Source organism: Levilactobacillus yonginensis, from assembly GCF_964065165.1.
GTDB classification, from domain to species: Bacteria; Bacillota; Bacilli; order Lactobacillales; family Lactobacillaceae; genus Levilactobacillus; species Levilactobacillus yonginensis_A.
In genome coordinates, this window is record NZ_OZ061549.1 from 2,488,482 (window position 1) to 2,501,932 (window position 13,451).

Consider the following 13,451-nt stretch of genomic DNA (forward strand, 5'->3'; position numbering starts at 1 on the left):
GTGAAGATCAAAGGAGTTTTTAAATTGAGGAAAATGAATCGCGTTTTAGTTGCCACCATGATGACAGTGACTATGGTTGGCGGTACGTTGGTACCAAGTATTGCTGCGTCAGCTGCTAAGAAGACAGGTTATAGCCGGGCTCAAAAGTGGACAAGCGGCCTTAATCATGATAAATATCGGGTCAAAAATGTTAAAGGAAAAACTTATAAGATGGCCGGTACAACTAAGAATGTAAGGCTGAAGACCAATCATTATTTGAAGAATTATAAGAAGAATAAATGGGTTCGTACTGGAATAACCCAAATTAAGCATAAGGGCGATTGGATGGTTTATTACTACATGAAACCAATTACTAAGAAGAAACATACTGGTGGTTGGGTCAAATTAACTGATATGAGACCCGTAAAGACATACAAAGCTGATAAGTATCATACGGCTGATTTTGATACATGGTATCGTACATTAAATAAAACTCAGCGTAAAAATTATTCAGAATGGTCTCAAAATGGTGCATTGAATGGCGATGGAGAACCGTCGCAAATTACCAAAGATTATCTTAACTAAATTAGCCTAGTTTTGGTTATGGTTGCCTTTACTAAAACATAGGTCGTTTAGTCTAAAGATTCAGGGAGTTTTTAAAATGAAGAGAATAAATGTTGTGTTTACGGCCTTTGCCGCTGTGCTGATGCTCGGTGGTGATTTAATTCCTGCTACACCGGTTAATGCCAGTGCTAAATATCGTCGGACTAAAATTATTAAAGTCAAAAAGGTCAATTATGTTGTCCGAAACAAAAAGGGCAAGACCTACAGATTCAAGGGCAGTACCAAGAAACTGACATTGAAGACTAATCATTACCTGAAGAACTATACCAAATCAACCTGGAAGCGCACCAAGCAAACCAAGGTTTACCGTCAAGGTAAGAAAAAGCTGGTTTACTATTATGTGACGACTTCGAAGAATAAAGCTGCTGGTTGGGTTAAAAAGTCTGATTTAAAGGTTAAGCGTGCTAAAAAGACATCTGCGGTTACTAAAACTAGTTCAAATGCCGAAGTAGTAAAACAGACGACTACTAAGTCAACCAAGTCGACTAAAAGCAAGCAGGCCGCGGCAAGTGCCAAAGCTAAGACTGAATCCCGTAAGAGCGCGGAAGGCCGTGTAGGAACACGTGGTGCCGGTGGTGGTAAATTACCTTCATTTTGGGACTAGATAGTCAGTTTATATGGTTCTACCTGTAAGGTTCTACCAATAATTATGTAAAAAGACGCTAAAAAAGGACAGAGACTAACCGAAAAATTCGGCAGTCTCTGTCCCTTTGTTTTCAGGTTTGCGTTGGACTTGACACGTATGTTAAAATTAATTTACTTAAACAAATTTACCTGCCACAACACCAAATTAATTTTCAGATTTTTACAAGTCTGTTTTTTATTTGGCGGCGGCGTTAAGCTAGCTTTAACCAATTCGGTTGAAGTTAGCTTATTTTTTTGCTTAATTTTTGGGGAGTGACTAGCGTATGGAAAAGGTAGCAGATCCGTTGTTAAATAAATTGCAGTTGTCGCAAGATTTGAAGTTTCTTATCGACCAAGGTTCGGGTCATCGTCTTGATTACAGAAGATTTCGTATTTTTGAAATTAGGCTGACTACTGGTGTGATTGATCTGGTAGCCGAGTATCAGATGTATGCGAGTAAGTATACGCTCACCGAGATTGCCAACCTAATTGTTCAGAAGTACCAACTATAGTTTTAAAATCTTCAAAACACTTTCTGCAACTGTCTCACGTTGTTCTTCTGGGAGGGACTTTAGATAGGCAATTAATTCTAAAGTGTGGATGCCAGTTAGTGATTCATCTGTGAAAAAATCACTCAGTTTCAGGTTCAGAGCCGATGCAATCGACTGCAGCTTGTTAAGGCTGATATTCTCGAGCTCTCCACGCTCGATTCGTGATATTAAGCTAACGGAAACGCTAGCTCGTTCAGCTAATTTTTCAATGGTCAAGTCTAATGATCGTCGTTTCTGATTCACTAGTTTACTAATTGAGGTTTGCATGATTGGCTATCTCCTAATATGGCATTAAAGCTAACCATAATAGAGTCTTTATACCATGAACAGAGAAAATAAGAACGTTTTACTATAAAAATAAGGAAAATAATACCAGTTTGTTCTATACTGTACTATAATCACTTATTTTGAAGTAAGTGGAAAATTATCGGTTAGGAGGAGTGTTCTATGAGTCAGAAAATCGTGGCAATGTTTAAACGGGTGTTTTTGACCTGAACCAGCAGTTTATGACAACTCACACCGTTAAGTTAGCTTTCTGCGACATCGTTGTGAATTGTCGGTACTTAGATATTTTGAAGCCCGAATGGATACATTTAATAATCGCTGATTCAGAAATTGAAAGTTAATTATTGAAGGAGAACCAAGCTTATGAAAAAAAGACTTATCGCATTTATTCTCACTATCACATTGGTTGTCATGGGGGCCAGCTTACTGGGGTCGTCAGTGAACGCATCGGCATCAGCCAAATGGCAATTTGGAACCCCCAAAAAGGTTAGAGGCCTGTTTCGTACGAAAACGGTTAAGCACCATTACAACCAGCTCAACATCGCCCCAAACGTCGTGTACAACGAAATTCGAAAACCCAATTGGCCAGGAGAAAAAAGCGGGAAAATCACCTTCCTGCTGATGTGGCGGGTACCATCTCGCAAGCTTAGCTCACACCTTTATCAAATCAAAAGCGTTACCCGGTATGGCAAGCATGTTCGCTATTACATCAAAACCTTTAGTCACAATCGCTTAAAGATTTCGAAAACCAAGGCATTTGCGCACAAGCCTTACTATTACAGAACTAAGGATTAGTCATTCGTTGAATAATGACAGCAGTTTTTTTAGGAGGAACCAGCCATGAAGTTTAACTGGATAAACAAAGCGACGACAATCTTACTGAGCAGCGTTTTAGTAGGGGGCGTCGTCACTACCACCGCACCCATGTTCACGACCCAAGCACAAGCCTATAACAATGAAGACGCGCCAATCAGTTATCAAGTGTTTAAGGATGACGAAAGCAGCGTTAAACAGATTGTTAAAAAGGCCAGTCCTAAAGTAAAACAACAGCTCAATGCTGCCTTCTTTAAGCGGATGGAAAAGAAGCCGGTCAATGCGTATGGGACCTTCGCTGACTTCTCGGACGTCATGCATGTTCTGGCGACACACGCGGTCAGTGAACTTGGCCGGAAAGGTCAGGCAACCCCAGCTTTTAAGCAGGACTACCGGGCAATGCTGGCTGTTTACGATCAGTTTAAGGGACGCTTAGACACTGATTACCAAAATGCTGTCAATAATGATATTGATGATGCTGATCAACAAATTGCCGAAAATAATGTTGATTCGGATAGCATTGGCTATCTTGGTGATGATTTCATTCAATACTTTGAGACGAATATCCGGCCGGATAAAGTCACTGGTGTCCCACAAGTTAAGAGTAAGATCACCAAGTTAACCGCTAAAAAGACGTCTTCTAAAAAGTACGTTAAAGTTTCCGGGACTGTGAAATTAGGCAAAAAGGCCAACTATGCTCGGATCAAGACGTATAAGGGAACCCGTTATGCAAAACTAAAGGGTGCTCACAGTTTTAGCAAAAAAGTTTACGCACCTAAAGCTAAGAAGGTCAGTGCCACTGTTGGGTATTATTCACATGGCCATTTCTCTCCTGTAACTGCCACTAAGAGTGTGCACGTTAAATAGTTTTCAGATCATAGGAGAAATTTAGCCAGTTAAAGGAACCTGATGTAATCGCCGCTATGACTGATAAGGCTATTAATGATATTGATCTCAATACTGAGTTTAAATCCGGTGGATAAAAATTCTTATAATGCCGGTAAAGCCGTGACCTTGGCTTGCTTCTATGATGAAGATCACCACAACGGTCACCGTGACATTTTATTGGATGCTGACTTCAATGCCATTGGAATCGGTGCCGATTGAGTCAAAGATAATGCTGCTTCAAAGGTTGCCAATCCTGGCACCAAATAACAGCTAACCCAATCTGTTTTAACGCATGCACCAAAAAGAGACTGGAATTTTATCCCAGCCTCTTTAAGTGCACCTTAATTAGAGGCTTTTTGATTACCTGATGCCGTACTAACAGCGTTTCACGCACATGTCATTACCGTCAAACCTCAGCAACACGATGATAACAGCTATTAATGGTTGCGACACCAGCAAGCTATCTGTTTGCTAAACAATTTACTGCATACAAAGGTGGGAGCTCACATGAAACGACTTATCGAGAGTCTGGTCGTTGTTGGACTAGGTCTCTTTCTGGGCATGGTTCCCGGTGGCGTGGCTCACGCGGCAACTGCTACAGCGACCGCTTCGTCTGAATCGGTTGGCACCTCTGCCAATTCGTCAACAACGTCGACTCCTAAAACTAAGCCCAAGGCCCAGTCAAAACCACCAGTGCCTTACCGCAAGATTTTTGGTAAGCAAAAAGTTAACTACTACACCAAAATTGGGGCTAACCGAAAGCACAACTACCAGGTGTACCAAACGGGAGGAGCCAAGTCTTCCGCGAAGAATATGAAAGCCATTTCGACTGGACGACACTACGCGAATAAAAAGGTCCACGTTACCCGCGAAGAAAAAATGGGGGATGGGACTTGGTTGAAATTTACCTACCAGCACACCCAAACGGGCTGGATTCATCGCAATGGAACCGTCAAGTCCTACCGGTGGCTCAATATTCCCTTGATTGCGCAACGTCCTGAACTTCCCACGGGTTGTGAAATCACGGCGACGACCATGATGCTCCAGTACGCTGGGGCTAAGGTCACCAAGATGTCGCTGGCTAAAGAAATGCCGCGAAGTTCTAACCCCAACAAGGGATTCGTTGGCAGCCCTTATCGGCGCTCTGGTTGGTGGATCTATCCTAAGGGCCTCATGACGACCGTTAAGCGTCACCTTGGCTCGGCTAAGAACATGACCGGGGCTTCGTTTAAAAAGATGAAGACACAAATCAATCGGGGCCATCCCGTGGTTATCTGGGTCGCCGGGGTCGATGGCTTTGTAAATCATGCCATCACGCTTTCTGGCTACAGCAGTGCGCGGGCTTACTACAATGATCCGTGGACCAAGCGGAAAACCAGCATGACCCTAGCTAGCCTGCACAAGCACCGCAAACACGATGCGTATCGGGCTTTGAGTTATTAATTAGGTATTCATTCAATAATTTTACAAAGGAGTAGAGCAAAATGAAGAAAAAATGGTTATCCACATTACTTGTCGTTGCTGGTCTAACCAGCGTTGGCATCACGACCACGGCGCAAGCAAAGACTAGTTACTACACGACTAGCCCTGGCATCATCCGGGTTAAGAAGACGGTGGCCTACTACAAAGACGCCGCTAAGAAACATCATGCGGCTACGATTCATAAGGACCACTATGCCAAGATTTCTAAGGTGGTAACGGTCAAGGGGCACGCCCCTGTTTTAAAGACCAATACTGGCAAATACGTGACTGCTAACAAGTCATTCGTTGCTAAGACGAAGGGCTACCAAAACCCGAAAAAGTATTATCAGGTCAATTACAAGCAGATCAAACCTTACGGTAAGGTCGGGTATACGGTCAAGCGGGGCTACGAAGGCATCAAGACTTGGAAGATCATGCGCCGCTTAGGCACTGCTAATGGCTACAACAAGTACAATTCGGCAACGGTCTATGCCGTCAAGAATTTCCAACGTAAACATCACCTGAAGGTCACGGGGACGGTGAACGAGAAGACCTGGGTCAAACTCGGATTTTCTAAGTCTAGCTGGAAGAGCATTGATTCATACGTCGCGCCATTAGGTGCCCATGCTTGGAATGGCCGGACTGACCATATCGAGGCAATGATCAAGCAAGCATACAAGTATAAGGGAAATCCTTACCTGGTAGGTTCTTCCTCTAAGCCAGTTTATGGCACGGACTGCTCTGGTCTTGTCATGCAGGCGCTTTATGCAGGTGGAATCAATACCAAGCCAATCAGTTCGATCCATCACGCTTACCCAGGCAATGAATGGAATTCTCGTAACCTGTGGGCTAGCAAGAAGTTCCAACACGTTGCTTACAGCCACAAGAAGCGCGGCGACTTGGTCTTCTATTACCAACCTGGCACCCACACGATTTGGCACGTTGCCATTTACTTAGGCAAAGGTAAGGTCATCGAAAGCTGGCCACCACGCATCATGGTTCAACCAATCAAGAACGGCCAACGCTCAAACGTGGCGGGAATCGCGCGTGTTTTCCACTAAGATTTAAACAGTTTGATAGGTGTAACGGCGCTTTGTCGATGGATATTGATGGAGTGGTCGTGAAGGGGAGTCAATTTATTTTCGAATTGGCTCTCTTTTTTTGCGATGAATTTAGGTTGATTTACCAGTGTCGATGCTGGTGAACAGCCAACCTAATATGATGAAAACGGCAATTTTTTTAGTGTATTTACGGCCCAATAGTGCTATGGTTAATTTTGTTCTTAAATATATAAGATGGGAAACTGGTGGAAACTACATAAGGTTTACTGATCTTTAAAATTTTAAAGGTGGCGGTTTATAATGAAAAAATTAACGAAGCACATGTTACTGGCCTTGGGTGTGGCCGCGATACTTCTGCTAGGAATTGGTGGAACGACTGCTCAGGCGTCAACGACGACAACCTTCCAGCACAAGAGCACGACCGTTAAATGGCACAAGGGGACGCCTAAGAGTGTCCGTGGTAAGTTTAAGACCAAGCATTACGGGGCTGACTTGATGATGGAGACTAAGATTCGGGCAAAGTCTATCTGGTTCTGGGGGTCAGGCATGCCCGTCCAAAAGGGCTACAACGTGCACTACAAAAAGACTCGGCATAATCACTACGTTATTCGTTACGATGCCCACGCTTCAGGGATGTTCAAGGGCGGTAAGAAGCTGAAGATGTCCGTCGTCAAGGTTGGCAAGAAGAGCATTAAGGTCTTTGGGTACAGCAACGTTTTCCACAAGTATTAGACCATCATTCTGAGAAGCACGGTTGCCGGTATTTTGGTAAGCGTGTTTTTTCGTGTGCTTGTAGAAAAGTTGTTGAAATCAGAAAGTTGAAGAATGTTGTGAGGAAAATACAAAAGCCTGCTAGCTACGTCAAAGTAGTTAGTAGGCTTTTAGGGCACATTTGGAAGTTGAAATGTTAGTCAAAAGTTTCCATGATGAATGAATTTAATGACCGTTTCTGCTGATTTAGCGGTCCATTTTCTGTGGTACCGTAGTCAGGATTCAAATCGTTGTCTGAGCCGAAGATAGGTTCAATGTAGTACGAATCAGCGGCATCAAAGATCGGCGTGATGGCGTTGTCGGCTGAATCAAAGGCGGATTGCTTAGGCTCACCACTGGCAATTGATTTAGCCGAGTAGGCAAACGTAAACTGAGTGAAATCATCCTTCCCTTTTTGAACGAAGCCCAATCCCTTAGTGGTGTACTTGGTCTGCTTAACCTGAGCAAAGGTTGCGCGAATGGCTTTGCTGAAAGCCTTGGATTCCTTGGCCGGCTTCAGTTTGTTTCCCGTGATCTTAGCGACCTTGTAGCCGTTCTCTGCTGTCTTAATTGCGACCACGTGCTTGGCCCCTAGCGCCACTTTGAGTAATGCTTCATAGTTTTTATCGCTGGGGGTCGCCTTCAGCTTTTTTCCAGCTTGTTTGACTTTAGCTGCCTGAATCTCCGCCTTACTCGGCTCCTTGTGCGCGGTTGAATCTGAATGTGAGCAACCTGCTAATAACAAAAATGAGGCAATTGCTAAGGTGCTTAAAACTAATTTTTTCATCTTTTCCTCCATGTTTGACCGTCAGCCTGTAAGCTTGGCGGACTCGTCAAACTCAATAATAGTTCCCGAAAATAGCGAGCAAAAATTAGCTTACCATAGATTAATTGTCCGGTCATTACGCAGTATAACTGGGATGGCGAACTTATGGGGTGGACTAAAAATAATTAACATAATATCTAATTTTCCTTGGTGAAGTCTTCTTGACGGGCGTGGGGCAATGGTCATGCTATGATTGGCGTGTTCGGTAGATGACATCTAAGAGGGAGAATCATGAGAAGATGAAAAATATATTATTGGCATTAGCAGTTGTCACAAGCATCGGCGTAGGCAGTCTTAGTAGTAGCTCAGCCGACGCAAGTTCCTGGCATAAAGGGGTTCCCAAGGAAATCCGCGGTAATTTTGGGACCAAAGAATATGGGGCCAACTTAACCATGGGGTGTACTTTCCGGGCTAAGTCTCTGGTCTTTGGAGCCTCGGGGATGCCCACCCAAGTTGGCTATAACGTCCATTATAAGAAGCTTTATCGCCATAGTTATCTGCTACGCTACGATGCGCACGCCAATGGTTTGTTTAAGGGCGGTAGGAAACTGAAAATGCCAGTGAAGCGGGTGGGCAAGAACTTACGGGTGTTTGGGTACAAGATTATTTTCCACAGAGAGTCGGTTCATGCACACAAGTAGATTTACCTAAGCAACCCATTGAGACCAATTAAGCTCTCGAGGGGTTTTAGTAACCTTAAGATGCGGTGGCAGCATTGACCCTGTAACCGCACTAAAAAAATAATGGTACGATTCGGTAAACGTTCATTCCCTACATGAAATTTTGCATTTTACTCGCCTAAATACTGCTTAGCTGCAAATATTTAAACACCCATAAACTATCTGTGAATCCAAGCGTAACGGGGGTTCACTTAACGTTGCAATAATATTCGTCAACAATAACGTTTTAGGGGATTGAATATCTCTCACATACTGCCTATAATGGATAGTAATAACAGAGGTAACGACTATATTTGACATCACATTACCTGAGTTTGGTCATGTTAAGAGGGGGACCAATCATGAAGGATTATGAACGTAAAACACATTACAAGATGTACAAATCACACAGAGGCTGGCTAGTTGCTGGTATCACTGTCACCAGTATGGCAGTGGGGATTGTCGCTGGACCACAGGCCAGTCAGACCGCACAGGCTGCCGATAATGCGCCAACTACCACGACAACCATTTCCGGTCAGTCAACGACAAGTGGCACGCAGACCAAACTACCAGCTGTGCCAACGACGAACAAGTCAACTGGTCATGATAATGGTGATAAGACACCAGTACCAACCACACCGCAGAAGCCAGTAGTTGAGTCTACGCCCGTCCAGCCAGCTGACGGTGGCACGCCGGCTAATGATGCCGTTGGTACGCCGAAGGAGCCTTCATCTGATCAAACGACACCAGAATCAGCTGAAAAGCCGACTGCTAGAGCTGCCGTGACGACCGCTACACCCGTTAAGACCGGAATTTCTGTGCAGGATACCGATGATTTGACCAACAAAGTGGCCGCTAAACCGGCCTTTAACGTCAGCAAGACTGATCAATTACAATATACTTATAATCACGTAGATTCTACCGGACGTAGCACGGACTTAAGGGTCGTGGATGGTTATGATGGTAATCATCAGGTGCAGGGAGCGGGTACTTGGTTGGGTGAAACGTATGCGAACCAGATTGCCCAGGATGCCAAAGGGATTGATCCAGTTTCATCGGCTAAGTACGGGACCAAACTCATGTACATCGATGAATGGCTGCCAGACTATGGGCTTCAATACTTTCTCTGGCAAAATGACTATGCCAAGACGTATGCCACGATTACTGACTTTCGAAACAGTTTCTCGAAGGCCGAGTTGGCAACGCTTACGTCCATTTCTTCAAATCTTAATTTACAAGCCGCAGCCGGCAATCAACCGACTACTTTCTATCAGAGTATCATGGCCATGCAGACTCTTGAAGGTCTACAAAATGCGGTCAACCTTCAGGTATTAGATATCACACCAAACATGGACGTCAGTTTAGTAGCCTATGGGTCTTATGAAAAGAACAGCAACCTCTGGGATATTCGGGCGTTAAGTGGCCTGAAGAACCTACGTGAGGTTCAGTTACCAACGGCTTCCATCAATGATATCTCAGCACTAGGGAATCACGACAAGTTGACCGATGTCGGCTTGTTCGATAACCAGATTACGGATATTTCACCGCTGGCGACGGATAAGAATCTCTTGATTTCAAAGGCTAACCTGTTTCAGCAACACGTGCTGTTAGCCCCGATTAAAGTCAGCGATAAGTTGGCTAAAGGGGCCAATTCAACTGATGCAGGAATGCTGACCTACACGACGCCATCCTTTATCATCAAGGACCTGACTGCCAGCAACCTGCCAATTCAGGGCTTTGATAATGCCAGTGATCTGAGATACCCTTCCCTGTACCCGTCTAGTTCTGATGCCGGTAATCTGAACAGCAACACGTTGACCTGGTATAACTTATTAAATGGTACCGATTCCGCGTACGGTAGTCTGTCCACCACCTGGAGTGATACCAACAGTGACTTCGCGGGCTACATCATTCAGCCGTATGAATTGGCTGCCAATGTCAGCGATTTAAACGTTAATATTCAACTGCTACAAGCTAACGGCCAGCAGTTGAACTTGGCGCCAGCTACCCTGATTTCTGGTGATATTGGGTCGAGTGTGGACGTCCAACAGAATGCAACCGTCGTGACGTTAATGAATCAACAATTGTCTAAGGGTTACACGTTCTCCGGGCTGATTTTGGATGGTACGGGCCTGTATTCCGACTACGCGGCGAAGAACGGCAAGGCCAATGCGCAAGCGTCCTGGAGCACTACGCTGGGTGACGAATCCAAAAACTGGACGATTCTATTTTACAAGGACGTCATGCCCTGGACGTTGTCAGTTGGTTACGGTGTGAAGGACGCCAGTGGCAACTACACACCAATTACGAACGCGGATGGTACAGCCGTGACCGCCAATTACAAGGGGACGTCAGCTGATAAACTAGCTTTGACCGATTATGAAAAAGACTTTGATGACTACGTTTACACCGGTGCTGAAACGAGTGCTGATGGTCAGACCTGGACCGATATTAGTCAAGCGGCTGATATTCCTTACGTCAGCGACATTCAAGCAGTTCGGATGGTTTACGCCCAGGCTAAGAAAGCCACGGTGACAATCAAGGATGCTACCACGGGTAAGACGCTTCAGGTGTTGGATGCGACGACCAATCCTGAACTGAAGGGGGCCATTGGGTCCACCAGTTCCTTTGATTCCAACACGGTGATTGCACCTGAACTGGCGAAGGGATACACGGTGGTCAGTGATACCACGAAGAACGCTGACGGCACTAGTGCCATTGTTTTCGCCAAGGATGCCACGGGTAACCTGGACTACACGATTACATTGGCGCACGCTTTTAAGACCGTTGAGCAGGCCGTTCACGAACAGATCACGTATCAAGATAAGCAACAAAAGACAGTTGCTGCGCCAGTAACTAAGACGGTGAACTTTGCCACAGTGACGGACCAAGTCACCCAAGACGCCGTCACTTACAGTAAATTGGATGCTACGGCAACGCCTGAATTAGACGTCACTGGTAAACCCACTGACGCTAGCTGGGTGGTTTACCAAGCGGGTAGTAATCTGACATTCGCTACGGTGAAAAATCCAAGTGTGACCGGGATGCACGTTGTTTCAACAACTGATGCGGCTAACGATTTGACACAAACGATGGCCCAGCCAGTAACCCCAACCACCGCCGACCTGAGCTTTGTCGTCACCTATGAAGCTAATCCAACGTCCGGTGGCGGTGACAATGGCAACAACGGTGGCGGGACCGTTACGCCACCAGTGACGCCAACCACGCCAACGCCAGGCAATAATGGCGGTGGAGCTGCGGCCACGGTTACGCCTAAGAAACCAACGAAGCAGACAAAACCTAACCAGGGTGGCCAAGCGGTTGTCGTGAATAAGAAGACGACTCGCGGGGCTGGTCATCAGGCTGGTGCGACGGTCACTGCCGGTGGTCAAGCAGCGAAGGTTCAGTCCTTGGCTGCGCCGGTAGCGAAGCCGGCTGCAGCATCAACGACGGCTATGAAAACGGCTCAGTTACCACAGACTAATGAACAGCAACGTAACGGGTTAGCCGTCATCGGTTTAGCTCTGTTAGGTGCTTTGACTAGTGTCGTGGGCTGGAAGAAACGTCGCTTCTAAGTTTAAGCTTGCACATACAAGAGAGTGGGACAAAAGGCGGTTAGTCAATGAGCATTAACGTCGATAGACGAATAATCCTGGTTTTGGATTGTTTGTCTATCGGGGTTAAGCGGAGTTGACTGCCTTTTGTCGCACGTTTCCGCCATATACTTTCGGAGCGCACAAAGGGTCTGGGATTTTTGTCCCGGGCCTTTATTGCGTCCAATTTATTTTCCTTGCAATAAATCGGCCAACTAGCGCTATACTTAAATGGAATAATATCTTAGGGGGTAATTAAATGTTCAAAATTAGAAGTAGGGGTGCTGCCACTCTCATGTTGTTGGGTGCGTTAGTGGGGAGTCTCACGATGACTAACGCTTCAGCCATGAGTAACAGTACGCGCAAGACTTTAACACGACTGCAGACTAAGCAGGAAAAAGTCACCAAGACCAGTCGTAAAGTCGATCGTGAATTTGATCGGGTCGGGGTTAAAAATCTGAACGCGTTGATGCAAGTGGACGACAATGGCCAGGTACCAACTGAGCTGGATAGTGGCCTCAGTGTCTACCAACTTTCACGAGCAACAAAAGTGTCAGTTGGCGGTAAGAAGACGATGACCTTGCCCAAAGGTGCCATCGTGCGAGGCAGCAAGTATACGTTGAATCCTAAGTTCCCCAGCCGGTTCTCAATCAACATCGCGGACTTGACTAAGGCCAATCAGCGCAAGGCCTTTAAGGCTTTCGGCGTAACGACTGAGAACTGCAACTTTGTGCTTGATTCTAAGAACAAGACCCGATTGTTGCCGTATCAGAAGTCCACGGCATTTTCCTATAAAGGGGTCATGAATCTGCCGACTCTCCAGGCGAAGAACCTGCAGTCTTACTACGACAGTGACCGGCAGAACAATCCGTTTATCATTGTGACCGCGGATAACTACCTGAACTACTACACCAACTATCAGGCTAAGAAGTCGGGCCGTATTCAGTACGACCACTACGCGCAGTCGGTGAAAATTAAGAAGTTCACCCGGGGCGCAAGTACCTACACGTATTACTTAGCGAAACCTTTGAAGGGCTTCGGTGCGAAGAAGGTACGGGTCGGCAAGAAGACTGAGTATCGATTGACCGTTTCATTGGGCCATGTTTTCCAAGCCTTTGACAACGATAACTTGGACCCCGGCATGTACCGGATGACAGTCAAGGTTGGTAAGAAGGCGTTCTACGTGGACTTGGGCGGTATTTCTGAAGCCTATATCAACCGGTTGACGAATGATCCGTACGGGTTCAACGTGGTTGATCAGACTGCTGCACAAGCGTACATTCAAGGTTTGAAGTAAGATAGTAATGAAGGGTGTGAGAATAATCTCGCACCCTTTT

At 45.6% G+C, this 13,451-nt stretch carries 14 protein-coding genes; 12 read left to right on the forward strand and 2 right to left on the reverse strand.

Annotation, left to right across the window (positions count from 1 at the left end; translation table 11 throughout):
• Positions 1-33: 33 nt before the first annotated feature.
• From AB3Y94_RS11530 to AB3Y94_RS11540, 3 genes are all read left to right on the forward strand, one after another.
• A complete protein-coding gene (locus AB3Y94_RS11530) occupies positions 34-564 on the forward strand; it encodes a hypothetical protein (RefSeq protein WP_367296341.1) in 531 nt (176 codons plus the stop codon).
• A 76-nt stretch (positions 565-640) separates the two neighbouring features.
• Complete coding sequence (locus tag AB3Y94_RS11535) at positions 641-1,207, forward strand: hypothetical protein (RefSeq protein WP_367296342.1); 567 nt, start codon at positions 641-643, stop codon at positions 1,205-1,207.
• A 304-nt stretch (positions 1,208-1,511) separates the two neighbouring features.
• On the forward strand, positions 1,512-1,739 hold the full coding sequence (locus AB3Y94_RS11540) for a hypothetical protein (protein ID WP_367296343.1): 228 nt from the start codon (positions 1,512-1,514) through the stop codon (positions 1,737-1,739).
• Here AB3Y94_RS11540 and AB3Y94_RS11545 read toward each other — a convergent pair.
• Positions 1,734-2,045, reverse strand: a complete 312-nt coding sequence (locus AB3Y94_RS11545; protein WP_367296344.1) for a helix-turn-helix domain-containing protein — start codon at positions 2,043-2,045, stop codon at positions 1,734-1,736. The genes AB3Y94_RS11540 and AB3Y94_RS11545 overlap by 6 nt on opposite strands.
• Before the next feature lie 381 nt (positions 2,046-2,426).
• On the opposite strand from AB3Y94_RS11545, the gene AB3Y94_RS11550 reads away from it, so the two are divergent.
• From AB3Y94_RS11550 to AB3Y94_RS11575, 6 genes are all read left to right on the forward strand, one after another.
• Entirely contained in the window at positions 2,427-2,858 is a 432-nt protein-coding gene (locus tag AB3Y94_RS11550; RefSeq protein ID WP_367296345.1) for a hypothetical protein, read from the forward strand.
• A gap of 45 nt (positions 2,859-2,903) precedes the next feature.
• Positions 2,904-3,743, forward strand: a complete 840-nt coding sequence (locus AB3Y94_RS11555; RefSeq protein ID WP_367296346.1) for a hypothetical protein — start codon at positions 2,904-2,906, stop codon at positions 3,741-3,743.
• A gap of 108 nt (positions 3,744-3,851) precedes the next feature.
• Positions 3,852-3,983, forward strand: coding sequence for a hypothetical protein (locus AB3Y94_RS11560; RefSeq protein WP_367296347.1), 132 nt, complete (start codon positions 3,852-3,854; stop codon positions 3,981-3,983).
• 288 nt (positions 3,984-4,271) lie between these two features.
• Positions 4,272-5,207: a C39 family peptidase gene (locus tag AB3Y94_RS11565; RefSeq protein WP_367296348.1), complete on the forward strand. Its 936-nt coding sequence runs from the start codon at positions 4,272-4,274 to the stop codon at positions 5,205-5,207.
• A 41-nt stretch (positions 5,208-5,248) separates the two neighbouring features.
• Complete coding sequence (locus AB3Y94_RS11570) at positions 5,249-6,286, forward strand: DUF5776 domain-containing protein (protein ID WP_367296349.1); 1,038 nt, start codon at positions 5,249-5,251, stop codon at positions 6,284-6,286.
• Positions 6,287-6,586: 300 nt separating this feature from the next.
• A complete protein-coding gene (locus AB3Y94_RS11575; protein ID WP_367296350.1) occupies positions 6,587-7,018 on the forward strand; it encodes a hypothetical protein in 432 nt (143 codons plus the stop codon).
• Between the two features lie 175 nt (positions 7,019-7,193).
• Here the strand turns inward: AB3Y94_RS11575 and AB3Y94_RS11580 are convergent, their stop codons facing one another.
• Positions 7,194-7,823: a hypothetical protein gene (locus AB3Y94_RS11580; RefSeq protein ID WP_367296351.1), complete on the reverse strand. Its 630-nt coding sequence runs from the start codon at positions 7,821-7,823 to the stop codon at positions 7,194-7,196.
• A gap of 278 nt (positions 7,824-8,101) precedes the next feature.
• On the opposite strand from AB3Y94_RS11580, the gene AB3Y94_RS11585 reads away from it, so the two are divergent.
• The 3 genes from AB3Y94_RS11585 to AB3Y94_RS11595 all read left to right on the forward strand — a co-directional run bounded on the left by AB3Y94_RS11585 (position 8,102) and on the right by AB3Y94_RS11595 (position 13,411).
• Positions 8,102-8,503: a hypothetical protein gene (locus AB3Y94_RS11585; protein ID WP_367296352.1), complete on the forward strand. Its 402-nt coding sequence runs from the start codon at positions 8,102-8,104 to the stop codon at positions 8,501-8,503.
• A gap of 380 nt (positions 8,504-8,883) precedes the next feature.
• Complete coding sequence (locus AB3Y94_RS11590; RefSeq protein WP_367296353.1) at positions 8,884-12,096, forward strand: LPXTG cell wall anchor domain-containing protein; 3,213 nt, start codon at positions 8,884-8,886, stop codon at positions 12,094-12,096.
• Positions 12,097-12,373: 277 nt separating this feature from the next.
• Positions 12,374-13,411: a hypothetical protein gene (locus AB3Y94_RS11595; protein WP_367296354.1), complete on the forward strand. Its 1,038-nt coding sequence runs from the start codon at positions 12,374-12,376 to the stop codon at positions 13,409-13,411.
• Positions 13,412-13,451: the final 40 nt, after the last annotated feature.